We start from the raw sequence: 25,729 nt of genomic DNA, 5'->3' as shown, positions 1-25,729 counted from the left end.
AATCGATCAAGTGCGCCCTACAGAACCGGTGACCGGCAAGTTACCGAGCAACTTCAACCCCGTGGTTTTCACGAACGTCTCGTAATCCATCGGCCTCTCGATACGGGTTTCTGCGTTGGGCAGCACGTACGCCCAGGCGCGCTTCGACGAGGCGTCGTAAACCAGCTTGAACAGGCGCGTCGGCACCCAGACCTTGTTGTCGCCAATGGTGCTATGGCCCGAATCAAAGATCGGGCCGGTAAAGACAAAGACGTTGCCATCGGCGCGCTTGGCAAACTTCCTGACATCCGACTCGACCTTGCTCCAGATCTTGCGATTGTTGGTCGGGTCCTGCGGCACCATGTTCGACAACGCAAAGGATTGGGCCATGGCATTGGGGTTCGGCGCATCGGCGGCCGGGGATTGATGACCACGGTCCACAGCCGGGTGTTGGCTGCGGTAGTCACTCAACTCTGCCCGCCCACTCTTGGGAATGCGTGGATCCGGGTAGAACTGGTTGGTGCGCTCCTCCCCTTTGGCGTCCTGTAGCTGGGCGGCATTCAGTCGCTCAACCACCACCAATGGCGTCTTGCTGGTTTGCGAGTACAGCACCGCGAAGTTATCGGAGCACAACGCCAACGGGTTCATGGTGGCCGGCACCGTGGCGATGTTGATCGGCCGGGCTGCCGGAAACAGATCGGCGCAGCCGTCGAACGAGGCCTGTTTCTGTTTGTTTGAATAAAGGTCCAGCGCCGCGCCCTGGCTGATCGAACCCGAGCGGGACACTTGTTCCTGATGCTGAGTGGGCGGCTTGAGGAGATCCAGCAGGCTGCGGGCTTGCGCCCCGGTCGAGAGCAAAACAAGGGCCGACAGCCCAACTGCAATTTTGCGTAGGTACATGCGTTAGATCTTCGATGTGAGGTGAGGAATAAACGAATGGCGAGTCCCGATTCGCGGGACTCGGTGGAGGCGGTTGCGGATTATAGTGCGGTGAGCATGCGTTCACAGTCCTTGATCAAAATACCGATGCGGTTGCGGGCAGTCCGACCGCTGCGAGTCGTGCGGGGGTTATTGACCACCATAAATCCCTTTAGTGCGAGCGGGTCAGCTTCTCTATGGGTGGCCGGGCCGTCAATCGAGCGCGCGTCCTGACTTGCCTGCAAATATCTGCATGCGAGTTTTGATCCGCTTTAATACTTCTTCCGTGGCAGTCGACAATGGACGCCCTTGCTTAACTAAAAGTCGGGCATTGACGTTCTGGCACACTGGATGATCAATTTCCAATGCCACCAGCTCACCGGACTCGAATTCGTCAAGCGCCGACAAACTAGCGGTCAAGGTGGCCCCCTTTCCGCGTAGAACATATCGCCGAAGTACGGCCAATGAGTTGGTCACCAAGGTGGGTTTTACTTCAACATTCTCGGAATGCACTAACAGCTCAAACACATGACCCAAACCGAATTCGGGTGGCATGACGGCCAGTGGATAGCTGAGCAATTGCCTGACACTGATGGGATGTTTGAATTGCGCCAGAGGATGGCCGGCACTGACCAGCAGCTTTACGGGTTGATGCGAAGAAGCTTTGTACTCGATATCAGCATGGGCCAAGGGGTTGTAGGCGAGCCCTATGTGCGCCCTGCTTTCGGCAACTTCCGTCAGCACATCTTTATTGGGTAAAACGTCCATGTGCACGTTCAACCCGGGGTATTCGCCACAAAAATCGGCCAGGACATCGTCCATCAAACGATCGATGAATCCCTCGCTGCAAACGATTCGCACCTCCCCTCTCTGCAACCCCTGCAGCTCTCCCAGTCGGTCCTCCAGTTGTTCTTGCTGGGATTGGCAGCCTCTCCAGAATTCCAGCAGGTATTTCGCCGACTCGGTTGGCTCTACGCCTCGGGCTTGCCGATTGAACAACTGCACCCCCACCTCCTCTTCGAGCAGCTTTACCTGTCGGGTGATCACCGACGGTGCAGTGTTAAGACTTTCTGCTGCGGCTCTGATGGAACCGTGGGACAACACGGCAAAGAAGTAGCGCATTCGGCGCTGGTTTATCTCTCTCATGGTCGAGTAAACATCCCTGGCTCCGTTGCTCTAAAAGCAACACTATGGGTTAAAAGCTGCCGTTGCTACAAACCCCTTTGTTACCCACCATGACGCGGTCTTCCTGATCCAGACAACCCATAAGTTCTCGGAGGTCGGAATTGAACCGGTTGAATATGAATAAAAACAAGAACGAATCAACGGCGGCGCTTTATCGAAAGATAAGCTGGCGCCTCCTGCCCTTCCTGCTGATCTGCTACATCTTTGCCTACCTGGATCGCGTCAACATCGGTTTCGCCAAACTGCAGATGCAAAGCGACCTGGGCTTCTCGGACACGGTCTATGGCCTGGGAGCGGGCATCTTTTTCATCGGTTATGCATTGTTCGAAATCCCCAGCAATTTACTGCTCCCCAAAATCGGCGCGAGGAAGACGTTCAGCCGCATTCTGATCCTTTGGGGGTTAACCTCCGCCTGCATGTTTTTCGTCAAAAGCGAAACTCAGTTTTACGTCTTGCGCTTCTTTCTAGGTGTGTTTGAAGCCGGTTTCGCGCCGGGCATGATCTTCTATCTCACCTATTGGTATGGACAAGATCGCATGGCACGCGTCATGGCCACGGTCATGCTCGCAGCGCCACTTGCCGGCATTTTCGGTGGTCCTCTTTCCGCCTGGATCATGAGTTCATTTCACACCACGGCGTCCCTGTCTGGCTGGCAATGGATGTTCCTGATCGAAGGCGCGCCTTGCGTGCTGCTGGGCGTCATGGCGCTGTGGTTCCTTCCTGATCGTCCATCAGATGCAAAGTGGCTGACGCGCGAAGAAAAACAACTGATTACGGCGTCGCTGGCGCCTGAGCAAACCCACCATCATTCATTCCGGCAAGTGGCGAAAGATCCGCGGGTTTACCTGATGGCGGCGGCCTATTTCTGCCTCATTTGCGGCATCTATACCCTCGGGTTCTGGCTACCCACGATCATTCGCGAAACCGGCGTCACCGACTTGCTGCAGATAGGCTTTTATTGCGCGATACCTTACATTTTCACCGCTATCGCCATGCAGGTCTTCAGTCGTCGCTCTGACCGACTCAATGAGCGTCGCTGGCACACCGCAATCCCCGCATTGATCTGCGCTGTGTGTTTGGTCGCCTCGACCCTGTTCAGCGGACAACTGATTTTTTCCATGATCTGTCTGACCGTTGCCACTTCATCGGTCTGGGTTGCCTATACGATCTTCTGGACCCTCCCCTCCCAACACCTCAAGGGCGATTCGGCAGCCGGAGGTATCGCACTGATCAACACCATTGGATTGATGGGCGGCTTCTTCAGCCCGACGATCATGGGCTACGCCAATACGGTAACCGGCAACACACAAGCAGGATTACTCGTCATGGCTGCCCTGCTGTTGCTCGGTTCGATATTGCTGGCGGCCAACCACTTGCCTGTTCGCAAGCTGAACCCCATCCCGGCACATACAACGACAACGAAGGAACAGGTCTTATGACAGGTCGAATTTTGATCGCTGGTTTCCAGCACGAAACCAATACGTTCGCGCCCTCAAAAGCCCACTACAGCAACTTCGAGCGCGGCGAAGGGTTTCCACAAATGGCACGAGGGGTGGACGTTCTTGCCATGCGGGACATTAACCTCCCCATCGGCGGTTTTATCCTTGAAGCAGAAAAACTCGCCTACGAACTCATACCCGTCATTTGGGCAGGCGCAAGTCCGTCGGCGCATGTCACGGAGGATGCATTCGAACGCATCAGTGAGGAAATCCTCGCCGCTGCACGTCGCGAGCGGTTCGATGCCGTGTACCTGGACCTGCACGGCGCCATGGTTGCAGAACATGTCGACGATGGCGAAGGTACGCTATTGAAGCGGCTGAGAGACGCCGTCGGCCCCCACGTACCCATCATTGCGTCCCTTGACCTGCACGCCAACATGACGGAACTCATGTTTGCCAACAGCGATGCCTTAGTGGCCTTCCGAACCTACCCTCATGTCGATATGGCTGCCACCGGCGCCAAAGCGGCTGGACTTCTTTCCTGGCTGCTCGACAACAGACGCGAATTGAAGCGGGTCTCGAAGCGACTGCCTTTTCTGATTCCGATCAACTCGATGTGCACCCTGCTTGAACCTGCCCTCGGCGTGTATGAGCAGTTGGAAGTGCTGGAAAACGCTGAGATCCTCTCCTTGTCGTTTGCGCCAGGGTTTCCTGCGGCGGACTTCCCGGAATGCGGTCCTGTGGTGTGGGGATATGGGCGTGACGAGGCAGCGGTTGAGCGCGCCGTTCAACAGCTGTATCAAAAAATTGTCGACGAGGAATCACGTTGGAAAGTTGAGTTTCTGTCGCCAGACGATTCGGTCATCGAGGCGATGCGTTTAGCGGCATCTGCCGATCGCCCGGTGGTCATCGCAGACACCCAGGATAATCCCGGCGCAGGTGGGGATTCCAACACCATGGGCATGCTGCGGGCGTTACTGAAACAGGGTGCTACGCAAGCAGCAATAGGGCTGATCTTCGATCCGGCCGCTGCGCAGATGGCCCATCGTGCAGGCATTGGCGCCTCTTTAGTCATGGAACTGGGCGGGCAATCGATGACCCCAGGCGATGCACCATTGGCCGGACGTTTTGAGGTCATCTTCCTGTCCGACGGATGTTGCCAGTTCGACGGCCCGATGATGAACGGCATGCGAGTGGATGTTGGCCCCGCGGCATGCCTGAAGATCGAGGGTGTTCTGGTGGGGGTGAGCTCCGGAAAAACCCAGATGCTGGATAGAAACCTGTACCGGATGGTGGGCATTGAACCGGAAAAAATGAAAATCCTGGTCAACAAAAGCTCTGTCCATTTCCGCGCCGACTTTCAAGCGATGGCACATGCCGTGCTCGTCGCGAAGGCACCTGGACCGATGATTGCGGACCCGGCGGATTTACCCTGGAAAAACCTTGCACCCGGCCTTCGTACCAGTCCCTTGGGTCAATCATTCGACAAGCCAGCTTGATTGGCTGACGTCCTTGGTTCCTGCCAAACACGCTTCGTGGCGGCGTCGTTGCTCAAAAAGCAACGGAGCCACCCGCAAGTTACTGTTGAAACTCGCCTTTTTGTTCCCCACCATGAGGCAACCCTTTTAATCCACCCTTAGATAACGCTTGATGCACGATGTAATTTCTGAGTATCAAAAAACAAAATAGCCATAAGTTAGTCAGGTATGCATGCCGCTGCACATATAGAACAAGGAAAGTTGCATGAGCCTACTCACTGAAAACCCAAGGTTCGCCATCGTTCTCGCTATTTTTGGCTCCCTCGCAATAGTACTGGCCGCGAGAATTGTGCATCTGTCGATTTTTTCTCATGAATTCTTGAATAACGAAGGGCGTAAACGCTCAACGCGAATGATTGAAACAATACCCGTGCGCGGCACTGTTTTTGATCGCTTCAGTAACCCCCTGGCGGTCTCTACCCCCGTCAGCACCTTGTGGGTGAATCCCAGGCAGTTTGCGCCAACTGATCAGCAGGTAAGCCTGTTGAGTGAACACCTTGCCGTGGAGGCTGCACGGATCAGACAATTGACATTGAACACTCAGGGCAAATCGTTCGCTTATTTAGTCAGAAGGATTGATCCAGCAATCGCAAACAAAGTAGTAAAACTATCTATTCCCGGCGTATATGAACGCCAGGAGTACAAGCGATTCTATCCACAAATTTCGATGATGGCTCAGACACTGGGCTTCACCAACATTGACCAGAAAGGCATTGAAGGCATCGAGCTAATGTATGACCGCGAATTATCAGGAACGCCGGGGCTGCAAGAGCTTACTTTAAATCGGCTCAAACACATCACCCGTGAGATTGTCGTGCGCAAGCCCGTCATTCCTGGAGACGACTTACATTTAACAATTGATTCGGTCCTTCAACACCACGTTGAAAAAGCACTCTGGAAAGCGCTTAAAGATAATGCAGCCCAGTCGGTAAGCGCCATTCTCATACACGCCAAGACAGGAGAGATACTGGCACTCTCCACCGTCCCTTCATTCAATCCAAATGCGCGTAAAGGTTTTCGCCCGGCGGTTATTCGAAATCGTGTATTTACCGATGTCTACGAACCGGGCTCAGTGATAAAGCCCTTGAGCATGGCCGCCGTCTTGACGGCAGGTGTCGTTGCCAAAGATGCCATTATCCAGATCGCACCAGGCTTCGTTAAGATTAATGGTCATACGATTCGGGACGTGGGAAGGGACAATCAGTTGGATTTACCCGGAATCCTTCGTCGCTCTTCAAATGTCGGAATGAGCAAGATCGCCATATCAACCGGTGGTGCCGTCATTTCACAAATGCTGCGGGATGCAGGATTCGGGAGTGACACCTCTGTGCTCTTTCCAGGGGAAAGTGTCGGGTTTGTTCCAACCAGGAGAATATGGTCGGATATCGCCACGGCAAGCCTTTCATACGGATACAGCCTGTCGGTCAATCTGGCTCAGTTAGTTCAGGCCTATACCGTTTTTGCAAATGATGGAAACCTGGTTCCCTTATCGATCATTAAAGGCCAGCCTCAGACACCGCGCAAAGTCATGAGCCCGGAGGTCGCCAACAGCATCCTCGATATGCTGGTGCACGCAGTGGATGGACCTGGCGCAGGCGGAAAGCGAGCAGCCATCGAGGGTTATGCCATCGCGGGCAAAAGCGGAACATCACGCAAGGCCTCCAGTGGCGGGTATCAAAACAATGCATACCGGGCGATGTTCGTCGGTATCGCACCGGCCAATGCACCGGAGTTCATCATGGCTGTTCTAGTGGACGAGCCTACGGCCAAGGGTTACTTCGGTGGAGCGATTGCAGCACCGATTTTCAAGGAGGTACTCGAAGACGTCCTTCGCCTCAGAAATGTACCGAGTGATCAAAGTCCAAGCCTACCGGCAATACAGGGCTGATTTGCAGGAAAACAGTACGTATCCACCTTCTAGATAATTACTTACCAAAGGATAGATAAAATGAGAAAAAACCTATGGATGGTCGTTGCAGCGACGTCCCTTGCCATCGGTACAGCGTTTGCTCAAGCACCTGCAAAAACTGAAGTGACCAGCGACGCTCCCGTTGGAGCATTGAACGAATGCTACGACACCCTTGGTGATCAACCTCGGACCGCCTTGCAGCCTTGTCTTGAGCGCAAGACCAGTGAAGCCTTGGCACAAATGCATATCGCCTACAAAAAACTGGAAGCCGGGACAAAGGAAGTCGATTCGAGTTCGACGCCCAAAGCACTGGCCTCGCTGCTCGCTTCTCAGCAGGCTTTCGAGGCGTTCAAAGATGCGCAGTGCCAGTGGACGGGAGACGCCATGATGGGGGGCTCGGGCTCTGGAGATGTTGTAAGTGCTTGCAAAGTCGATTTGATCCGTTGGAGAACAACGCAACTTTCCGATTGAATAGTCAGCCCCAGGCGACTGGCAATACCCGAGTTTGGTAAGCCAAAGGATCAGGGCAGGTTTTCAAGTAGCTCCAGTGCCCGATCGAAATCGAAGCTTTCGGCTTGCTGGACCACCCGATGCAACTGCTCAGCCATCCGCGAACCGGACGTCAGCGTCTGGAGCTTGTGCAAAGCCGTCAGCGCCTGGGTGTCACTCTCGGCCAGCAGATACCGGACGTGGGCCAATTGCGTATGCCATTCGCTGTCGAGTGGCACCGTAGGCTCTTCGGCCAGTGTCGGTTCGGTAAGCAGCGATAGCCCCTCCAGCACAGGTGTCAGGCAGCGTTCGACCTCGGCCAGTCTATCTGCCACGTCCTGCTCCTCGCCTGCGCTCAGGCACACCTGCTCCAATTGGCTGGCGGCGTTTGCCACGCCAACGGCACCGATGTTGCCCGCCGTACCTCGCAAGGTATGCGCCAGCCTGATTGTCACCGAAGGATCGCCCTGCCCTCGGGCATCCAGAAACTCGGCGCAAAAAGCCTGTTGGCTGACGTGAAATTTGCGCAGCAGGCGCAGGTAAAGCTCGACCTTGCCCATGCAGGTGCGGAGGCCCGCGTTCAAATCAATGCCAGGAAGACTGGCTGGCAGGCCCGCCGTCAACGGGGTGACCGGTGAAACATCGACCGACGGCGCGCCACGGCCAGGTTCGGGGTGTATCCACTTGGCCAATGTGGCGAACATGTCCTCGACGTTCAACGGTTTGGAAATGTGAGCGTTCATGCCGCAGTCAAGCGCCCGTTCACGGTCCCCCGCCATCGCGTCGGCCGTCATGGCGATCACCGGCAGATTCGCCCAACGTGGCTGCTCGCGGATCTTGCGGGTCGCGGTGTAACCGTCCATCACCGGCATCTGGCAGTCCATCAACACACCGTCGAAGTCGTCATCACGCGCCAGCTGTTCGAGTGCTTCTTCGCCGTGAATGGCCAGACGCAGCTCGATCCCGGCACTCTCCAGCAGTTCACACGCCAGCTCACGGTTCAGCTCATTGTCCTCGACCAGCAGCAGGCGCGCGCCACGTAGGCTGGCCATGGCACTGGCGCTCTGGCCGAGTCGCTCGCAAGCCCGGCGATCGGTCTGAGGACGGTTGCCCAGCACGCTGCCCAGCGCCTCAAGCAACGTCGAAGGCGTCACCGGTTTGGTCAGCACCACCGGCAATTGGATGCCGTACCGGATGGCCTCTTCACGGGCCTCCTCGCGCCCGAACGCGGTGACCATAATCACCGAGGGCGTTTGCGCCAGTTTCGCTGCGTGCATCTGCCGCACCGTCGCCACGCCGTCCATGCCAGGCATGCGCCAATCCATCAGGACCAGGTCATAGGGCAGCGTTTTGGCTTCGGCCTCCACCAGCAAGTCCAGTGCGGCCCGGCCACTGTGCGCGACGTCCACTTCCACGCCGAAACTGCGCGTCATGTCAGACAAAATCTCGCGTGCGCTGGCGTTGTCGTCGACCACCAACACGCGTTTGCCCACCAGTTCGGCGGCGGTCACCATGCGCCGCAACGGGACCTCGCGCTGCACGCCCAGGCTCACCTCGAAATGGAACGTGGAGCCTTGGCCCGGCTCGCTCTCCAGCCAGATTTTCCCACCCATCAGCTCCACCAGATGCCGGGAGATGGCCAGGCCCAACCCGGTGCCTCCGTATTTACGGGTCGTGGAGCTATCGGCCTGACTGAATGGCTGGAACAGGCGCGAGCATTGCTCGGCGCTCATGCCAATTCCGCTGTCACGCACCCAGAAATGCAGTTGCGCCTGCTCTCCTGCGGCGCCGCGCAGCTCTACACCAAGCACGATCTCGCCCTGCTCGGTGAATTTCGTCGCGTTGTTGCCCAGGTTGACCAGCACCTGCCCCAGGCGCAACGGATCGCCAATCAACGCGGTCGGCAGTTCGGGAGCAATGTTGAAGAGCAATTCCAGGCCTTTGTCCTCGGCTTTCAGGCCAATCATGTTGGCAAAGCCGTCGAGTACGTTTTCAAGGTAGAAGGGAATGTGCTCGAGGTGCATTTTGCCGGCCTCGATTCTGGAGAAATCGAGGATGTCGTTGATGATCACCAACAGGTACTCCGCCGAGCGATGGACCTTTTCAATGTAATTGCGCTGGCGCGGATCGAGCTCGGTGCGCAAGGCCAGGTGACTCATGCCGATGATGGCGTTCATCGGCGTGCGGATCTCGTGGCTCATCGTCGCCAGAAAGTTGCTCTTGGCCCGGGTCGCCTCTTCTGCGGCCTCGCGGGCCCGCTGCACCTCGGCTTCGGCGATCTTGCGATCGGTGATATCGAAGTACCAGTTGGCCCCCATGCCCCGTTCTCCCAGCGTCAGCGTGATGGCCGACACCAGTACGTCGAAGTGTTCGCCCCCGGCACGCTGCAGACGGGCCTCGAAGTTCAGCACCGCACCTTGCGACGCCGCTTCGAGAAAGCGCTGGTGCGCCCCAGGATCAACCCAGAACTGCGCCGGGTCCGCGCCCTCGAGTTCATCGAGGCGGGTCCCGAACAAGCTGTCGAACTGCGGATTGCAGTAGGTCGGGCGGCCATCGACATCTCTGATCACCATGGCCACCGGGCTGCTATCGAGTACGGCGCGCAACTGTGCCTCACTGGCCTTCAGCGCCGCCTGCAACTGACGACGCTCACTGACGTCGCGCACCGAAGCGCACACGCAGATTTCGCCTCCTTCCAGACTTGGTAAATGCGACAGACTGATCTCTGCCGAGAAAAAGCTACCGTCCTTGCGCACGCCTTGCAGGTCGTCCAGGTTGGCCCCCATCTGGCGAGTGTCACCATGCGCGGTGAATCCCTGTCGCAGCGCCACATGACGCCCGCGACTGGCCACTGGCACCAGGCGTTCGATGGCCTCGCCGATCAACTCACCGGCGTTGTAGCCGAACAACTGGTCCAGTTGGCGATTGGTTCGCAGGATATGCCCCTCGGCATCCACCACCAGCATGCCGTCCGGCGCCGCTTCGATAATCCCGCGATACCAGGCCTCGGTCGCGCGCAACGCCACTTGCTGGGACTCGAGCACCTGCGCCTGCTGCTCCAGTTGCAGCGCTTGTTCCGCCACTTCACTCGCCTGGCGACGGGTTTCTGCCAATAGGGTCTTGACCGCCTGATTACGCTCCAGGATCGCCATGGCCGCCGCCAGACGCGGGATGGCTTCCTGCAACAGCAGCATCTCGCGCTCGCCTAACGGCGCCAGCCCGGCCAGCTCGAGCACGCCCAGCAATCGCTCGCCACGCATGATGGGTTGCAACAACAGGCATCTGGCCGGGGTTTCGCCAAGCGGCGAGTGCAAACGCCAGTAATGCTCGGGCAGCGGGTGAAGCTGACGTGGCTGGCGATCCGCCGCGCACTGCCCCAACAGGCCATCGCCGAACAGGACTTCCTCCTCCGGTGGCCGCTCGGCATCGGTGGCATAGCGCCCCATCAGCAGCAGCTTGCCGGCTTCCTCGTGTGCGCTGTAAAGCACCCCTTGGCAGATGCCTTGCGGGCTGGCCATGTGTTGCAGGAATACCTGCGCCAGCTCGGCGGGCGTTTCTGCCTGCTGCAAATCGACCTGCAATTGGGCGGTCTGCGCCTTGATCCAGCGCTGACGTTCCAGTTGTCGAGACTGCGTCTGCAGCGTGGCAATGGCCCGCGCCAGATCGCCCGTTTCGTTGTTCATGTCGGTGTGGGGAATCGGCTGATCGAGCTCGCCGGCGGCCAACTCGTCCACCGCCACCCGCACCCGGTTAAGCGGATTGCGAATCGACTGGCTGACCAGCCAGGACAGCAGCAGCGCCAGCGACAAGCCACCCAACAACAGCACGTAAGTCAGCTTGGTGCTGCGCTCGGCATAATCGGCAATGTCCTTGGCCGTTTCGCGAATCGTGTCGCCCTTTATCTGCGCAACCGTGTTCAACAACGCGTCGGCCTGCTGGTCAAGTTGCTGGAACTCATTGCTGTTGAGCAGCAACAACGCCTGCCCCTGCCGCCCCTGATCAATCATGACAAAGGCTTGTTCTCTATTGCGCTGCAATTGTTGCAGCAGCACATCCAGCTCGGCCAGGCGCGCGAGGTTTTCCGGACGCCTGAGGGTCAATTTGGCTTGGGCCAGTGCCTGTTGCAGACGACCCTGGGTCTCACGCATTTGCTGCAGGGATTCAACACGGATCTGCGCGCTGTCGGTGCCTACCGCACGCTGCAAGGCCTGCAGCATATGAGGCAGTTGCACCCGTGCCTCATACAAGTGCTCCATGCCGACCAGTTCCTGAAGATAGAGGTTTTGCATGTCGTGCTTGAGCGACTGCTGGGTACGCAGGCTTTGCACGCCGAGTACCAACACCAACAGCAGCAGCGCGGCGAACCCCAGGATCAGTTTGTGCAGCAGCGCAAGACGCTCAAGCAGGGGGCGCAATCCAGTCATAACTATCCTCGTGAACCTGATGAAAACACTGGCAATGGGGCATGCAGTCGCAGGTTCATGGTGTCTGGCCGATGCGCTCCAGGGCAGCCCGCTGGCCGGCCATGTCCAGATCGGTATCGGCGAAACGCTCGGCAACGGCCTGGAACTGTTCAACGCAACTCAGAAAGGCATCGCAGATGTCCGGGTCGAAGTGCGTGCCTCGCCCCTGCCGAATAATCTCGACGGCCTGTGCGTGGGGCATCCCCGATTTATAGACCCGTCGGCTGATCAGCGCGTCATAGACGTCGGCCACTGCCATCATCCGTGCGCTGATGGGGATGTCGTCGCCAGCCAGTCCCTGCGGATACCCGCTGCCGTCCCATTTTTCCTGGTGACTGTAGGCAATCTCCTTGGCCAGACTGAGGAAGTCGGCGCGAATGCCCAGCGCATCCTCGGCATGCTGGATCGCGTCACGTCCTAACGTTGTATGGGTCTTCATGATCTCGAACTCTTCCTCGGTGAAGCGTCCCGGCTTGAGGAGGATGTGGTCGGGAATGCCGATCTTGCCGATGTCGTGCAGGGGCGCCGACTTGAACAGCAACAGGATGGTCTCCTCGCTGAGGAAGTGACTGAATCGCGGATGATCCCGTAGATGCTCTGCCAGCACCTTGACGTAATGCTGGGTCCGCCGGATGTGGTTGCCCGTTTCGTTATCGCGGGTTTCCGCCAGTGACGCCATGGCCTGGATGGCCACGTCCTGGATCGCAATCACCTCGCGAGTCCGGCGCACCACTTCCTGCTCAAGGTAGTCGTTGTGATCGCGCAGGAAGTCTGCCGCCGCCTTGATCTTGAGCTGGGTATCCACCCGCGCCAAAACCAGCGCCGGCCGGATCGGTTTGGTAATGTAGTCGACGGCGCCCAGTTCCAGTCCATGGATCTCGTCCTCGGTCCCGGCCATGGCCGTCAGGAAGATGATCGGAATGTCGCGGATGCGCGGGTCGCGTTTGATCTGATCCGCCACTTCATGGCCGGACAGCCCGGGCATCATCACATCCAGCAGGATCAAGTCCGGCAGTGTGTCGCCCTGCAGAATTCGCAACGCTTTCTCACCGCTATGAGCGGCCTTGACCCGATAACGATCCTTGAGCAGATCCGTCATCAGCATCAGGTTATCGGGTGTGTCATCGACCACCAGGATGGTAGGCGGACTGAAGCGACGCTGTTCGACACTCATGGGGGCGGCTCCCTTGCCATGCATTGGCATCCCAAGGCGACATTTACGCCCCGGCGCAAGGAAGCTTAGCTGCTGTTCTTGAAGACCGGCTTCGATCTAAAGCATTTTCTCCAGGCCGATCTTGTCGCTGAGCCAGGCCTTGAAGCTGCGCCAATGCCCGCCCGGCTCCGTTCGCAACGTATGCAGGCGACCGTCGTCCTCCGTGAGCCAGACGACTTCGCCCTTTTCCAGGCGAGCCTGGTAGCTCACGGCGGGCGCCATGCCCTCAAGCGCCAGTTCGCGCATGTAGCCGGCCAGCTCAGGGCTGTCGACCAGCACGCCGACTTCGGTATTCCACAGCACTGAGCGCGGGTCGAAATTGAAGGAGCCGATGAATACTTTCTGCTGGTCCAGGATCATCGCCTTGGTGTGCAAGCTCGAGTCCGAGCCGCCACTGAAACCACGGGAAGAACCGCCACTGGGATCGTCCGGCTGGAGCCGCAGTTCATAAAGTTTCACGCCATGTTCGAGCAGGGTCTTGCGGTAAGGCGCATAACCGCCATGCACTGCAGGAACGTCGGTGGCTTCCAGTGAGTTGGTCAACAAACGCACATCAACGCCGGCATCGGCACGCCCGATAAGGTAGCGCATCCCCGACTTTTGCGGGACAAAATAGGCGGAGATCAGGATCAGGTCCTGATTGACCTTATCAAGCTCAGGCCGCAGTTGTGTGGCCATCAACAGCGCTCGGGCCGGTTCATCGTCGGCCAGCACTTTGCTCGGTGCATCCCACATCGCCTTGCTGTGCGCCCAGATCAGCTGCTTGCGCCAGGTCTCGAGCTGCGGTTGAGTCCGGTAGGTCATGAGGTGATCGTACAAAGCGCTGTTCTCGACGCGGGTGCTTTGCAGCGATTTCTCGAGGCGTTGCCGACTGTTCAGCAAGTCTTCGGCGGTTGGCTTGTTGGACACCAGGGCACTGATAGGCTGGCTCAGGGCGCTGTTCCAGTATTGATCGAAACTGCGGCCCAACTGTGCGGCGACCGGGCCGACGCACAGCAGGTCCATGTCGGTGAAGTTGCGATCGAGCTTGGCGTCGAAATACTCATCCCCCAGATTGCGTCCGCCGACGATGGCCGCGCTGTTGTCGGCCAGCCATAGCTTGTTGTGCATGCGACGGTGCTGTTGGGACAGATTCAGCAGGCGGCCCATGGTTCGGGTGACCATCGTGCTGCGCCCCAAATGCAAAGGGTTGAAGACGCGGATATAGATATTCGGGTGCGCGGCCAGGGTCGCGATGACTTCTTCCTGTCCGTCGCTGGCGGTGTCGTCGAGCAACATGCGCACCCGTACGCCGCGATCGGCGGCCAGCAACAATTCATGCACCAGTGCCCGGGTGCTGAGACCGTTGTGCACGATGTAGTACTGCAGATCGACGCTTTTCTGCGCATTGCGAATCAACTCGGCACGCGCCCGGAACGCCTCGCTGCTGTTAGGCAGCAAGCGAAAACCCGAGCGCCCTTCATGCGGGGCTGCCTGGTTCTGGAGGGAGCGCCCGAACGCCGATTTGCTGGCGGGTATTGCCTCGCTGAATTCGTGGGGCAAGCGCGTGGTGGAACAGCTGACGACCAGCAGCGCGAGAAACAGTGCGGGGAAGAACCAAGGCATGAACAAGGCGCTCGTCCTCAACCTCGACGGGGGCGTCCCGGCCTCGGGAGCCCGTCTATAGCCGCCGGTTGCCCCCACAAGGGTTCGCCGACGGCAACAAGGATTCCCTCAGGCTGGGTGCCGGATGCAGAGACCATCGAGCCCACGGCAATCTGCACAACTTTTTTTAGTAAAGCCCGGTTCAAGCGGCCTGTCGAAAATTAACCGCAGGACTGTTCCTGTGCTGCACCGTCTAATCTGAGTAGGGCAAGCCCCTAAACACGCCTCTCGATCAGGGGAAACAGGATGACCAAAAAAACTGCGCGCCACGGCTGTTCAAGGTTTCTGCTCTCCCTGCTCGTCCTCAGCCTGGCGCTGACAACAGGATGTTCAAGAAAAGTGCACAGGGATCCCTATGCGCTTTCAAGCTTTGGCTCAAATTGCTATGCGAAAGCGCTACCCACTACCGGCGAGGGTGGTCTGGCCTGGGGCGACACCTTGAACATGGCGCGCAAGAAATCCATGGACAATTGCATACGCTATGCCGGTCGCTCCGGTGGCACGCCGAAGACCTGCCAGGTGGTGGTCGCGGAGTGCAAAAATCAATAGCGGCCCAAGACGGCGGACCAGAGCTTAACCCTGCCGCACAATGTCGACCGAGATCTCCACCGCCGCTACCGTTCCTCTGTTCTCCAGCCAGTGTGTGGTGTTCCTGTCTTCCGGCCAGCCCACTCCCGGGCCATAGTCCGTGGCGACACCGTTGCGGTGATCGGTGATCGTTCCTTGCAGGATGTAGACGGTGCCGGGTCGGTCTACATGGTTGTGAATCGGCCCGAAGACGCCTCCAGGCTCGATGGTCACCCTGCGCATTCTGAGTTGGCGCCCTGCCATGCCCTCGATCTCAGGACCCAGGTCAATCGTTGCCAGTAACTGCACCGCAACGCCTTTTGTCTCGGGTGCCGCCTGCTCATTACTCATCACCTATTCCTCTCTGTACAGACCGGGCCTGACTGTTAGTAAACACCCTTAAAGCGTGTGTGCACTCGAGAGGCGACAAAGGATCGATCAGCGGTTCAGACGTGTCATGAAATGAAAAGAAGGTGTCGTCGAATGAATGGTCGGCCACAAAAAAATACGCGTAAAACACGTCACTAACCGTAGTGGCGCTGCGCCTCTTTCGTACCTCCAAAACATAATAATCCGAAGAAGGATCGCGTTTTATGCGTGTGAATTTGCCTGTAACCGAGCATGAAAGACTCTTCCCCGCAGAACAACGGTTGATCTCCACAACCGACCTTGATAGCCGAATCACTTACTGCAATGAAGCGTTTGTGGCCATCAGCGGTTTCACCCATGACGAATTGATCGGCCAGCCGCATAACCTGGTCCGACACCCTGATATGCCGCCCGGGGTCTTCATTCATATGTGGCACACCATCAAGCAAGGCAAACCCTGGATGGGGATTGTGAAAAACCGCGCGAAAAATGGTGATTTCTATTGGGTCAGCGCCTACGTCACACCCATCTTTGAAAACGGACGATTGAGTGGCTATGAGTCGGTTCGTTCGGTGCCCACTCGCGACCAGGTCCGCCGGTCCTCGGCACTCTATGCGAGGATGCGGGCCGGCAAACCGATCGTTTCGCTGAGTGCACGGATTTTCCGGCCGATGCAACACGGCTGGCCATTATTGATGGCAGGTGTGGTTTCACTTCTGGCTGATCAGTGGCTCCCAAAAGTGGCAGCCCAAGGGGTTCTGTTGGCGAGCCTGGGTATCGCCTGGTACTTGATCGAGTCCCGACATCGCCGAGCCACCGAGCGCACCCTGGCCGAGCATCCGAAAGCCTTTTCCGATCCGTTGGTCGCGCTCACCTTCAGCGACAACCACGGCCCCCAGGGTCGGCTCGACATGGCCATGCTCAGTGAGGAAGCACGCTTGCAGACAGCCTTGTCCCGACTGGTCGATGCCGGGATCAATGTGAAGGCCAAGGCCGCACAGTCCTCCGAACTCTCGGGTGCGCAAGCGCAGTCACTGGATCGCCAGCGCAGTGAAACGGATCAGTCCGCCGCCGCCATTTCGCAGATGGCGGCAACGAACCAGGAAGTGACGCAAAACGTCATGAACACCGCGCATGCCGCGTCCGAAGCCGACCAGTTGACTCGCGAAGGCAGTGAGCTGGCCGTGCAAAGCCTGAGCGCCATGCAGGCCATGAACGATGCCGTCAACGAAATCGGCCAGGCGGTCAACGCATTGGCGATCGAGACGCAAGCCATCGGCAGTGTCGTGGACGTCATTACGTCCATCGCCGAACAGACCAACCTGCTGGCGCTGAATGCGGCGATCGAGGCGGCCCGGGCAGGTGAACAAGGGCGCGGCTTTGCCGTGGTGGCCGACGAGGTGCGCTCCCTGGCACAACGCACCCGCACCTCCACCGAGCAGATCCACGGCATCATCGCGTCACTGAACATGGGCGCCGATCGCGCCGTCTCAACGGCCAGCCGGGGTGAGCAGATTTCCCGCGACAGCATGCAGCGTGTCGAGGCGGTACAGTCGGCGCTGGTCGGCATCAGTGAAGCCGTCAGCCGAATCACCGGCATGAGCCAGCAGATGGCGTCGGCATCGGAAGAACAAAGTCACGTGACTGAAGACATCAATCAGCAGATTACACGGATCGCTCAGCTGTGCGATCACAGTGCCGGGCAGGCCAAGCAAGGTGCTGCGATCAGTCGGGATCTGGAGGGAATGGCTGAGTATCTGCACGGATTGGCAGAGCGTTTTAACCGATAGGTATTAGTGACGGTTGACCTACAGGGTGCTGAATCAGCACCCTGCGGTCATCACGGGCAGCACTTCCGTAAACAGGAGTCCCCCATCAGCAGGACAACGTTGCCAGATAATACGCCGTCGACCTTCCAAAATATCTAGGATCGACGACCCGGTTGGAACCCATGACGTCTCGCACTCAACACGGCCAGTAGGCTCAAAACTGCAAGAACCAATAGCGTCCATGGGAAAGAGCCAGGACCGGCGTATTGAAGTAACACTCCCCCCAGCAGCCCACCGCCGGCGACAGCAAGATTGAATACGGTTACCAACATTGACTGCGCGACATCTGTCCCTTCACCCGCGTTATCCGCGATGGCTGTCTGCAACAGCGTTGGCGCCCCACCGAAGGTCAGCCCCCACAAGGCAATACCAGCCAGCGTAACCATTGAGCTGCCATTGGCGAAGCCAATGATTAATGCAGCTGCGGCAAACAGAGCGAGGCTGAGAATCGTCAGCATCCTGAGAGAGCGATCTACAAACACCCCCGTTATCCAGATTCCGAGGACGGAAGAGGCACCAAACAAAAACAACACAACATCCACATATTCGGCAAGTCCCACTGACGCCAGATAAGGTGCGATATAGGTGTAGAGGATGTTGTGAGCCAAGATCCAGGCAAAGATCACAAAGAGGACTGACCGGATACCCGGGGTAAGGAAAATTTCGCGAATGGATTGACGCTTTGAAGACGATTGACCGGGGTAATCAGGAATACAGGATCGGACCCAAATCAACAGTGCAAATGAAAGCCCCGACATTATCCAAAATACGCCTCTCCAATCCGAAAGACCGCCCAGCCAGGTGCCCAATGGAACACCAATAGACAGAGCGATGGGTTGGCCAACCCCGACAATTGCCAAGGCGCGTCCTTGAAGATGGTTAGGGACCATGCGTCTGGCGTAGCCAGCCAGCAGCCCCCAAATAAGACCCGCCGCCATACCTGCAATAAATCGCGAGACAAGTATCACTACGAAATTAGAAGAAAGCGCGGTAATTGAGTTGAAAACCAGCAAACCAAGAATAGCCAGAAGAAACAGAGGTCTCCTCCGCCAACTGCGTGTGGCTGCAACGATTGGAATCGCGGCTAAAACCGAACCCAACGCATAGAGAGTTACCAACTGACCGGCGAAAGCCTCTGAAACGCCAAGGCTTGATCCAATCTGTGGCAACAGTCCCGCCGGCATGGTTTCAGTCATGATGGCAATGAAACCCGCCAGGGTAAACGCCAGTAACTTCCAAATAGGAATACGTTCGCTATAGCCGATATCGGAAATAGGCTGATTGGAAAAACTGCTGTCCTGAGCTGTCATAATACGTTCACCGCTTTAATAATTTGGGACTTTGCAAAGTAGATGCGCACGCTGGAGAATCTCGTATTCATAAACGTCCGCGTGCCATCCAAGGGGGTCAACAGGCTCGAGTGCTATTGATATTTTTACGATACTTTCAACAGCACTAACTCAAGGCTCGGGTACCGCGTCACCTCAAACGCGATAGATCCACGTTAACTTGCTTTGTTTTATCAATCAGTACAGCCAAGACGCGTTCGTACTGAGGGTGTTCAACGCAGGTTTTACATCGCATTAACACGATTATCTAAAACAGCCAGACTTCTGGAATGATCAGTACAATACTAGGCAAAAAAATTTAACTGAGCTTGGTTATTCTAAAAAAACGGGCCTCAAAGAGCACTTATTGCGACGTCAACAATGTCTCCCAGCCTTTCCGCACGCTCTTCTTGTGCACTTCCTTTGCCAAGCACCCTGATACCCTGAATTGTGCTGACAAAGAATCTCGCGAGTGCGCCGGGATTTTTTTCTACGGATATTTCGCCGCTCTCCTGGCCTCGCTTTATCAGCCCCTTAAGGGCCCGCTCCATGCGCGAAAAGTTTTGGGCGACCAAACTTGCTATTTCCTGATCATGCCTTGCCAACTCTAACGAGGCATTGGCGACCATGCACCCCAGACTCTCTTTATCGTTGAGTTCTTCCGAAACAATTTTCATCAGCAGTTTGCGCACAATATCTCGCACCAAACCTTCCTCTGATAAAATCGAGATATTTGGCGCAGTGAGTTGGTAATAACGGCGAAGAGCAAATTCATAGAGACCTCGTTTGCTGCCGAACGCGTTATAGAGACTTCCGCGTCCTAACCCCGTTCCGTCTACAAGATGTTGAATACTTGCTCCGCTATACCCTCGCAACCAGAAAACATGCATAGCCGCTTCGGCTATGGCATCTGAGTCAAACTCCTTGGGTCTCATAGGGTGTGCGCTCTGGAATGATCGTTCCAAACAATCTAAAGCGTCCATGCCCGATAGTCAACACACGATTGAGCGCTCTGAAACGGGTCTCTTGGCCTTTACCGTAAACAGGGCAATACTAAAAAATGATCTTCAGCACACAAAAAATCCTGTAATTGCCGAAAATCGGCTCCATCCCCGGGCTTACTTCGAAAGCTCTTGCAACAAAGTTTGAAATCGTGCTGCAGCAATCCACCTGTGGATTCAATCGGTCAGAAGCAACCATCCGCAAACGTATAATTCAACGCTGATGATTGGAGCCGCATTGGTCAAAAGGAGATCGGGTGGGGGCATTACGCAGGTTCGCCCCCCACTACTAATCCACAATAAACAACTTCGCCCCGGTGGTGGTGAACGACCGATGTCCCTCAGCATTATTACCCACCTGATAACTCATGCCCGGCGTCAGTGTGAACTGACGACCATCTTCCAGCTCTGTATGCAACTGCCCCTCCAGGCACAAAAGGATGTGCCCCCTCCAGCACCAGTGATCGGCCAGATACCCAGGGCTGTACTCGACCATCCGCACACGCGCTGAACCAAACTGGCAGGTCCGCCAATAGGCTGTGCCTGTCTGACCGGCATGCGCCACCGGCTCTATCGTTGACCAATCGGTGGTACCGAAAGGAATGGCAGTGAGATCCATGGTTGCCTCATCGAATTACAATAAATGCGGACCGTAACAATCTGGCGATGGTGCCGATAGACACAGACAGCCCGGATTTAGGGGATACAGGCGCTGCAAACCCGCAACAGGCTGGCGAGCCATCTCACTGTTGTTTCTGGCTTACCGTACTAGCGATGGTTGCGATAGCGTTCGGTCAACGACTGCACGAGGGTGACGTAGGATTGCGTCTCGGCGTAGGGAGGCACCCCGTTGTACTCGACCACGGACGCTTCGCCAGCGTTATAGCCTGCCAACGCCAGCACCTGGTTTCCGTTGAAGCGCTTGAGCAACCAGGCCAGGTAGCGCACGCCGCCACGGATGTTTTGTCGTGCGTCGAACGGATTGTCCACGGCGAAGCGCTCGGCGGTGGCGGGCATCAACTGCATCAGCCCTTGGGCGCCAGCCTCGGAAATGGCGTTGGGGCGAAACGCCGATTCGGCATGAATCACTGCGCGGACCAGCGCCCTGTCGACACCGTAATGACCCGCAGCGGCTTCGATCTCCCGCCGATAGGAATCAGTGTCCAGGCGCAGTGAGGCGACCTTGAAATCCTTCGGCACCCTGCACAGATAGCAGCCCTTGATGACATAGAGCTCAAGGACATCGACCCGTGCGGAGATGCCGACGGGACGTCGGCTCACATATTGACGAATACCCTTGTGCATGAAGGTGAACACCCGAACCCGCACCGCGCCTGAATCGTCGTCCTGCGCAAGCTGGGGCGGGTCAATTGTCTTAGTGCCGACACCGGCGCCCGCCGTGCCATTCAGGCGAGTGCAGCGGGCGTTGGACCTGGCTTGACTGGTGTAGCTGATGGCTCCGTCACTGGCTTGGCACTTGAACGTGGCGCTCGCGCACAGTGGAGCGGCCAGCAAGGCCAGCTCGATGCAGCCAAGAAGGCTCTTGCGAGCCCATCGCCATGCTCTGGAACTCATCACATCGCTCCGTGCCCGGGCGCAGCCTTTGGAGGCCTGTACTGGTGATCGCCTTTGTTCTGATAGTTATACCCCTTGTAACCGGTCAAGGAACTTGCATTGACGTACGGGCTGCCGGCGCTCCACGGCGAGGCCCAGACTTGATTGCTCGCACGACGCGACTTCCCAACTGTTGCATGGACGAAAGCTGAGTGCTTTGGCATTCCTGCCGGGAATGCAATGCATAAAATTAATGAATTTTTATTATCGCCGCTTATGACCTAAGTTGATTCCAAGGACATGGAGAACCGCCTTGAAATCACCACTTAACCCCGCTGAAAAGTTTGATAACACTCGGGCCAATGAGTACGGACGACAGAGCCGTATCGCACTGGCAGGTTATGACGCCTGTCAGGACTTGGTGGCGTGCATGCTCGCGGCAAGCCTTGGAAAGAGGGACTCGGCAAAAATACTGGTCGTTGGCGCTGGCGGTACGGCGCAGGAGATCATCGCGATGGCCAGGCTTGAGCCAGTCTGGCGCTTCACCGCCGTTGATCCGTCTGAGCCGATGCTGGAAACCGCAAAACAGCAGTTAGCCGTAAACAACGTGCTTGAAAGAACGGACGTGCATCTCGGGCACGTTGAAGACTTGGCCGCAGATGAGTCCTACGACGCAGCCACTTTGATTGGTGTACTCCACCATCTCGATGGGGATGATGCCAAGGGAGAAATTTTACGGTCCATTCGGGCTCGTCTGAAACCGGGGGCTCCACTGATTGTCGCCGGCAATCACTATGCCTACGCCAGCCAGCCGTTACTCCTGGCAGCCTGGGGGCAACGTTGGCGGCAGCACGGAGCCAGTCCGGATGAAGTGAAAGTCAAACTTGGGAAAATTCTTCAAGGCGCTGACCCTCCACATTCTGAGGCGGCTGTTCAGAAGCTTTTGCATGATGCGGGTTTTGGGGACGCTACTCGTTTTTTCAGCAGCCTGTTTTGGGGTGCCTGGTTAACGTGTAAAACAGTCTGAACGGCGATCTGACATGCACGGAGCTAGACTCCGCCGTCATCCCCTTTAGTTGGCGTAACAGCCGAACCTGCCAGCAGGCCGCCGTCAATGTTGAATTCACTGCCGGTGATGTATGTCGCTTCATCCGAGGCCAGTAACAGCGCCACGGCCGCCACTTCTTCGGGCATGCCAAACCGTCTGAGCGGCGTATCCCGGACCAGTGCGGCCATTCGTTCTTCACGCCCCTCGTCGGTGCCTAACATCGGCTCCCACATGGGCGTGAGGATCGCCGCCGGATGAATTGAGTTGCACCGAACCTTGAGGCCTTGCTCAGCGCAGTAAAGCGCCACCGTTTTCGTGTGATTACGAACCGCGCCCTTGGACGATGCGTACGCTGCCGCGCCCGGAATACCGACCAAACCTGAGCGGGAGGAGATGTTGATAATCGAGCCCGATCCTGGATTCCGCATGGCGCGAATGGCGTACTTGCACCCCAGGAATACACCGTCAAGATTGGTCTGATGCACGGCGAGCCAGTCTTCCAGTCGCGCATGTTCCGGGTCGTGCCGCACGGCGCCTTGTTCAAACCCGGTAATGCCGGCGTTGTTCACCAGGATGTCCAGCCTGTCGCGCTCTTTCAAAATGTGCGCCGTCACTCGCTGCCAATCGTCCTCCCGCCGCACATCCAGGCGCAGATAACGGGCACGATCACCGAGTGAGTTTGCTAGCGCTCTGCCGAGCTCATCGTTTATATCGGTGACGTAAACGAAGCACCCCTCCTGCACGTAGAGTCGTGCAATCGCGGCGCCAATTCCTTGGGCTGCCCCTGTAATGATCGCAGTCTTGGCGGTAAGTTTATTGTCCATAAATGATCCTGAGACGCCCTTGGTTTGATGGGAGCAAAGCGTTAACGAACCCGAAGTCGAGTTCACACGCAAAAGCAGACACTAGCACCCCGAACATAAAGCACCTGTTCTATCCTCTCATCCAACCAACAACTCCGGACATCAACATGCCCGCTCCCGAATCCACCCTCCTCCAAAGCTGGCACCATAATGCCCGATCCTGGATCGAAGCCATCCGCACCGGCGCTATCGAAAGCCGCCGGCAAGTCACCGACCAGGCCATCTTGTTGGCGGTAATGGGCCGGCAGCCTGAGCGCGTGCTCGACCTGGGGTGTGGTGAGGGCTGGTTGTTGCGTGCGCTGGCTGACCGGGGCATAGAGGCGGTCGGGGTGGACGGTGATGCGACGCTGATCGAGGCGGCACGGGCAGCGGGCTCTTCGACAGTACAGGTGGCGAGTTATGAAGAATTGGTGGAGGCGAAGGTCAACGTTGGCAGTGACTTCGATCTGATCTGCGCCAACTTCGCACTGCTGCACCAGGACATCATCCCGCTGCTCACGGCCATGAACGCCCTGCTCGTTCCTGGCGGCACGCTGGTGATCCAGACGCTGCATCCGTGGACCGTAGCGGCCGGCAACTATCAGGATGGTTGGCGGGAAGAGACCTTCGCCGGGTTCGGGGGTCAGTGGCAACCCATGCCCTGGTATTTCCGCACCTTGTCCAGTTGGCTCAATGCGCTGGACATGGCTGGTTTTCGGCTGGTCGCCTTGCAGGAGCCGCAGCACCCGCAAAGTCCTGTGCCGCAGTCATTGTTGTTGATGGCGGAGCGGCGGGAGTCATAGCAATCGCGAATGTCACTGCGGCTGAAAGGTTTGCAGGTAGGCCAGCAGGTTTTCGATCTTTTCCGGATCGCTGAGTCCCCAGAAAATCATCCGGGTGCCGGGGACCACTTGTTTCGGCGCTTCGAGGTACGCGGTCAGTGTCTCGCGGGTCCAGACGATACCGGCGGCTTTCATCGCGTCGGAGTATTGGTAATCCGTGGTGCTGCCGGAGTGCCGGCCAAAGATGCCATTGAGCTGCGGACCGAATGAACCCCGCGCCGACTCCCCGACCTGATGGCAGCCCCCGCAAATTCGCTTGAACAGTGTCGCACCCGCTTCAGCATCGCCGGCCGCGTGTGCCTGAAGGCTGAATACACCTGCAGTGAACAACAAGGTAAACGTGAGTGCAGCGGCTTTGTACATGTTCATTTCCCAGTCGTGTTTCGTCAGGCGCGAAAGATGGGCGCCCGCTTGCGGGGGCGAAAGTCTACGCAAAGAATGGCTGTCTTCATAACCCACGGTGTCATCAGGGGTTATTCACTGACAGCTTCAAGCGCAGTCTCTATCCTGTGCGGGCGTATTGGCGTTTGACGAACATTCTATTGGAGACACCTGTGCTACCCCTGACCGCCCGCGAGGTTTACCAGACATTGCGCGATGCCGCCCTGGGCATCCACCCTTTGCGGCGCCTCGATGAACACGCCGGGCCCGGCCAGATTCAGGTCGATATCGAAGGCTGGCGCCTGACCCTCGACGTCGACGGCGTCCATGTGCGCCACTGTCAACGCTGCCACAGCCCCGATGGCCACGTGGGTGAACTCGACGACTGGCAACGTTTTGGCACTGACCCGGTCAGTTTTCTCAGCGCATGGGAACTGGCCCAGATCGAGCGGCTGCTGACCAAGTGCCAAGGCGCACCCGCCAAACGCCAGTCATGAAAAAGCCCGGATAAACCGGTCTTTTTTCGTTGTTCGTCCCGCAGCCCAGGCCATTGCCCTCCTCCACGTGCCTCACGCCAGATGCATTCACAAAGAAGCAGAAAGTAGTCGCGAGACTGCGTAATAATCGGGTCCAATCGATAAATACTGAGGAGTGAGTTTTATGACCACGCAATCCGAAACCGCCATTCTGGCCGGCGGCTGCTTCTGGGGTATGCAGGATTTGATCAGGCGAATGCCCGGCGTGCTGTCTACCCGGGTCGGTTACTCGGGCGGCGATGTGCCCAACGCCACGTACCGCAATCATGGCACCCATGCGGAAGCCATCGAGATTGTGTTCAATCCGGCGGTGATCAGCTATCGCCAGATCCTCGAATTTTTCTTCCAGATTCATGACCCTTCGACGGCCAATCGTCAGGGCAACGACATCGGCCTCAGCTACCGTTCGGCGATCTTCTATCTCAACGAAGAACAACGCGATGTCGCCGAGGACACCGTGGCTGATGTCGATGCGTCCGGCCTGTGGCCTGGCAAGGCCGTGACGGAAATAGCCCCCGCCGGCCCGTTCTGGCAGGCCGAGCCGGAGCATCAGGACTACCTCGAAAAAGTACCCAATGGCTACACCTGCCATTTCATTCGGCCGAACTGGAAACTGCCAAAACGCGCACTCTGAAGCAATGACTCGAGTCGCGAG

General features: G+C 57.4%; 22 protein-coding genes. 10 read left to right on the top strand and 12 right to left on the bottom strand.

Annotated features, from left to right (window positions below):
* Positions 1-6 precede the first annotated feature (6 nt).
* Both AB4N43_RS28865 and AB4N43_RS28860 read right to left on the bottom strand, forming a co-directional pair.
* Positions 7-879 (bottom strand): DNA/RNA non-specific endonuclease, encoded by an 873-nt coding sequence (locus tag AB4N43_RS28865; RefSeq protein WP_027924635.1) that lies wholly within the window; start codon positions 877-879, stop codon positions 7-9.
* Between the two features lie 231 nt (positions 880-1,110).
* A complete protein-coding gene (locus AB4N43_RS28860; RefSeq protein ID WP_256218429.1) occupies positions 1,111-2,019 on the bottom strand; it encodes a LysR family transcriptional regulator in 909 nt (302 codons plus the stop codon).
* A 164-nt stretch (positions 2,020-2,183) separates the two neighbouring features.
* On the opposite strand from AB4N43_RS28860, the gene AB4N43_RS28855 reads away from it, so the two are divergent.
* The 4 genes from AB4N43_RS28855 (at position 2,184) to umoC (ending at position 7,439) form a co-directional block, all read left to right on the top strand.
* Positions 2,184-3,521 (top strand): MFS transporter, encoded by a 1,338-nt coding sequence (locus tag AB4N43_RS28855; RefSeq protein ID WP_460152512.1) that lies wholly within the window; start codon positions 2,184-2,186, stop codon positions 3,519-3,521.
* The gene (locus AB4N43_RS28850) at positions 3,518-5,020 is read left to right on the top strand and encodes a M81 family metallopeptidase (RefSeq protein ID WP_460152510.1); all 1,503 of its coding nucleotides are present in this window, start codon (positions 3,518-3,520) and stop codon (positions 5,018-5,020) included. Before AB4N43_RS28855 ends, AB4N43_RS28850 begins: the two co-directional genes overlap by 4 nt.
* 244 nt (positions 5,021-5,264) lie before the next feature.
* Complete coding sequence (locus AB4N43_RS28845; protein WP_027924638.1) at positions 5,265-6,947, top strand: peptidoglycan D,D-transpeptidase FtsI family protein; 1,683 nt, start codon at positions 5,265-5,267, stop codon at positions 6,945-6,947.
* Between the two features lie 60 nt (positions 6,948-7,007).
* Positions 7,008-7,439, top strand: a complete 432-nt coding sequence (umoC, locus tag AB4N43_RS28840) for a lysozyme inhibitor LprI family protein (protein WP_027924639.1) — start codon at positions 7,008-7,010, stop codon at positions 7,437-7,439.
* A 50-nt stretch (positions 7,440-7,489) separates the two neighbouring features.
* Here umoC and AB4N43_RS28835 read toward each other — a convergent pair whose 3' ends face one another.
* From AB4N43_RS28835 to AB4N43_RS28825, 3 genes are all read right to left on the bottom strand, one after another.
* Positions 7,490-11,881, bottom strand: coding sequence for a response regulator (locus AB4N43_RS28835; RefSeq protein ID WP_460152507.1), 4,392 nt, complete (start codon positions 11,879-11,881; stop codon positions 7,490-7,492).
* 55 nt (positions 11,882-11,936) lie between these two features.
* Positions 11,937-13,094 carry an HD-GYP domain-containing protein gene (locus AB4N43_RS28830; RefSeq protein ID WP_027924641.1) on the bottom strand — a complete coding sequence of 386 codons (1,158 nt, stop codon included), beginning with the start codon at positions 13,092-13,094 and terminating at the stop codon, positions 11,937-11,939.
* 96 nt (positions 13,095-13,190) lie between these two features.
* On the bottom strand, positions 13,191-14,738 hold the full coding sequence (locus AB4N43_RS28825) for a phospholipase D family protein (protein WP_460152505.1): 1,548 nt from the start codon (positions 14,736-14,738) through the stop codon (positions 13,191-13,193).
* A gap of 285 nt (positions 14,739-15,023) precedes the next feature.
* Between AB4N43_RS28825 and AB4N43_RS28820 the strand changes: the two genes are divergently transcribed.
* Positions 15,024-15,326, top strand: a complete 303-nt coding sequence (locus tag AB4N43_RS28820) for a hypothetical protein (protein WP_460152504.1) — start codon at positions 15,024-15,026, stop codon at positions 15,324-15,326.
* Positions 15,327-15,350: 24 nt separating this feature from the next.
* Here the strand turns inward: AB4N43_RS28820 and AB4N43_RS28815 are convergent, their stop codons facing one another.
* Positions 15,351-15,695 (bottom strand): cupin domain-containing protein, encoded by a 345-nt coding sequence (locus AB4N43_RS28815; protein WP_059182728.1) that lies wholly within the window; start codon positions 15,693-15,695, stop codon positions 15,351-15,353.
* A gap of 242 nt (positions 15,696-15,937) precedes the next feature.
* Here AB4N43_RS28815 and AB4N43_RS28810 point away from each other — a divergent pair, with 242 nt between their 5' ends.
* Positions 15,938-17,503, top strand: a complete 1,566-nt coding sequence (locus AB4N43_RS28810; RefSeq protein WP_460152502.1) for a methyl-accepting chemotaxis protein — start codon at positions 15,938-15,940, stop codon at positions 17,501-17,503.
* A 134-nt stretch (positions 17,504-17,637) separates the two neighbouring features.
* On the opposite strand, the gene AB4N43_RS28805 is transcribed toward AB4N43_RS28810, so the two are convergent.
* The 4 genes from AB4N43_RS28805 to AB4N43_RS28790 all read right to left on the bottom strand — a co-directional run bounded on the left by AB4N43_RS28805 (position 17,638) and on the right by AB4N43_RS28790 (position 21,446).
* Positions 17,638-18,852 carry an MFS transporter gene (locus AB4N43_RS28805; RefSeq protein WP_027924645.1) on the bottom strand — a complete coding sequence of 405 codons (1,215 nt, stop codon included), beginning with the start codon at positions 18,850-18,852 and terminating at the stop codon, positions 17,638-17,640.
* A gap of 371 nt (positions 18,853-19,223) precedes the next feature.
* A complete protein-coding gene (locus tag AB4N43_RS28800) occupies positions 19,224-19,853 on the bottom strand; it encodes a TetR/AcrR family transcriptional regulator (RefSeq protein WP_228758763.1) in 630 nt (209 codons plus the stop codon).
* Positions 19,854-20,160: 307 nt separating this feature from the next.
* Positions 20,161-20,490, bottom strand: a complete 330-nt coding sequence (locus tag AB4N43_RS28795; RefSeq protein ID WP_007992577.1) for a DHCW motif cupin fold protein — start codon at positions 20,488-20,490, stop codon at positions 20,161-20,163.
* Positions 20,491-20,639: 149 nt separating this feature from the next.
* Positions 20,640-21,446 carry a lytic transglycosylase domain-containing protein gene (locus AB4N43_RS28790; RefSeq protein ID WP_460152499.1) on the bottom strand — a complete coding sequence of 269 codons (807 nt, stop codon included), beginning with the start codon at positions 21,444-21,446 and terminating at the stop codon, positions 20,640-20,642.
* 292 nt (positions 21,447-21,738) lie between these two features.
* On the opposite strand from AB4N43_RS28790, the gene AB4N43_RS28785 reads away from it, so the two are divergent.
* A complete protein-coding gene (locus AB4N43_RS28785; protein WP_059182720.1) occupies positions 21,739-22,452 on the top strand; it encodes a class I SAM-dependent methyltransferase in 714 nt (237 codons plus the stop codon).
* A gap of 23 nt (positions 22,453-22,475) precedes the next feature.
* Here AB4N43_RS28785 and AB4N43_RS28780 read toward each other — a convergent pair whose 3' ends face one another.
* A complete protein-coding gene (locus AB4N43_RS28780; protein WP_027924650.1) occupies positions 22,476-23,297 on the bottom strand; it encodes an SDR family oxidoreductase in 822 nt (273 codons plus the stop codon).
* A gap of 146 nt (positions 23,298-23,443) precedes the next feature.
* Between AB4N43_RS28780 and AB4N43_RS28775 the strand changes: the two genes are divergently transcribed.
* A complete protein-coding gene (locus tag AB4N43_RS28775) occupies positions 23,444-24,118 on the top strand; it encodes a class I SAM-dependent methyltransferase (RefSeq protein ID WP_059182719.1) in 675 nt (224 codons plus the stop codon).
* A gap of 12 nt (positions 24,119-24,130) precedes the next feature.
* Here AB4N43_RS28775 and AB4N43_RS28770 read toward each other — a convergent pair whose 3' ends face one another.
* Entirely contained in the window at positions 24,131-24,520 is a 390-nt protein-coding gene (locus AB4N43_RS28770; protein WP_027924652.1) for a c-type cytochrome, read from the bottom strand.
* A gap of 191 nt (positions 24,521-24,711) precedes the next feature.
* Between AB4N43_RS28770 and AB4N43_RS28765 the strand changes: the two genes are divergently transcribed.
* Positions 24,712-25,035 carry a DUF7693 family protein gene (locus tag AB4N43_RS28765; RefSeq protein WP_460152497.1) on the top strand — a complete coding sequence of 108 codons (324 nt, stop codon included), beginning with the start codon at positions 24,712-24,714 and terminating at the stop codon, positions 25,033-25,035.
* Positions 25,036-25,198: 163 nt separating this feature from the next.
* Positions 25,199-25,708 (top strand): peptide-methionine (S)-S-oxide reductase MsrA, encoded by a 510-nt coding sequence (msrA, locus tag AB4N43_RS28760; protein WP_027924654.1) that lies wholly within the window; start codon positions 25,199-25,201, stop codon positions 25,706-25,708.
* Positions 25,709-25,729: the final 21 nt, after the last annotated feature.

Source organism: Pseudomonas sp. S2_B07, assembly GCF_054668435.1.
Note: the sequence above shows the minus strand (reverse complement) of the source record. Positions and strands in the feature narration are given on the sequence as shown.

Bases quoted from the DNA above. Each gene is read 5' to 3' on its own strand.
- AB4N43_RS28865 (WP_027924635.1), bottom strand. From the start codon at position 879: ATGTACCTACGCAAAATTGCAGTTGGGCTGTCGGCCCTTGTTTTGCTC.
- AB4N43_RS28860 (WP_256218429.1), bottom strand. From the start codon at position 2,019: ATGCGCTACTTCTTTGCCGTGTTGTCCCACGGTTCCATCAGAGCCGCA.
- AB4N43_RS28850 (WP_460152510.1), top strand. From the start codon at position 3,518: ATGACAGGTCGAATTTTGATCGCTGGTTTCCAGCACGAAACCAATACG.
- AB4N43_RS28845 (WP_027924638.1), top strand. From the start codon at position 5,265: ATGAGCCTACTCACTGAAAACCCAAGGTTCGCCATCGTTCTCGCTATT.
- umoC (WP_027924639.1), top strand. From the start codon at position 7,008: ATGAGAAAAAACCTATGGATGGTCGTTGCAGCGACGTCCCTTGCCATC.
- AB4N43_RS28835 (WP_460152507.1), bottom strand. From the start codon at position 11,881: ATGACTGGATTGCGCCCCCTGCTTGAGCGTCTTGCGCTGCTGCACAAA.
- AB4N43_RS28830 (WP_027924641.1), bottom strand. From the start codon at position 13,094: ATGAGTGTCGAACAGCGTCGCTTCAGTCCGCCTACCATCCTGGTGGTC.
- AB4N43_RS28825 (WP_460152505.1), bottom strand. From the start codon at position 14,738: ATGCCTTGGTTCTTCCCCGCACTGTTTCTCGCGCTGCTGGTCGTCAGC.
- AB4N43_RS28820 (WP_460152504.1), top strand. From the start codon at position 15,024: ATGACCAAAAAAACTGCGCGCCACGGCTGTTCAAGGTTTCTGCTCTCC.
- AB4N43_RS28815 (WP_059182728.1), bottom strand. From the start codon at position 15,695: ATGAGTAATGAGCAGGCGGCACCCGAGACAAAAGGCGTTGCGGTGCAG.
- AB4N43_RS28810 (WP_460152502.1), top strand. From the start codon at position 15,938: ATGCGTGTGAATTTGCCTGTAACCGAGCATGAAAGACTCTTCCCCGCA.
- AB4N43_RS28805 (WP_027924645.1), bottom strand. From the start codon at position 18,852: ATGACAGCTCAGGACAGCAGTTTTTCCAATCAGCCTATTTCCGATATC.
- AB4N43_RS28800 (WP_228758763.1), bottom strand. From the start codon at position 19,853: ATGGACGCTTTAGATTGTTTGGAACGATCATTCCAGAGCGCACACCCT.
- AB4N43_RS28795 (WP_007992577.1), bottom strand. From the start codon at position 20,490: ATGGATCTCACTGCCATTCCTTTCGGTACCACCGATTGGTCAACGATA.
- AB4N43_RS28790 (WP_460152499.1), bottom strand. From the start codon at position 21,446: ATGAGTTCCAGAGCATGGCGATGGGCTCGCAAGAGCCTTCTTGGCTGC.
- AB4N43_RS28780 (WP_027924650.1), bottom strand. From the start codon at position 23,297: ATGGACAATAAACTTACCGCCAAGACTGCGATCATTACAGGGGCAGCC.
- AB4N43_RS28775 (WP_059182719.1), top strand. From the start codon at position 23,444: ATGCCCGCTCCCGAATCCACCCTCCTCCAAAGCTGGCACCATAATGCC.
- AB4N43_RS28770 (WP_027924652.1), bottom strand. From the start codon at position 24,520: ATGTACAAAGCCGCTGCACTCACGTTTACCTTGTTGTTCACTGCAGGT.
- msrA (WP_027924654.1), top strand. From the start codon at position 25,199: ATGACCACGCAATCCGAAACCGCCATTCTGGCCGGCGGCTGCTTCTGG.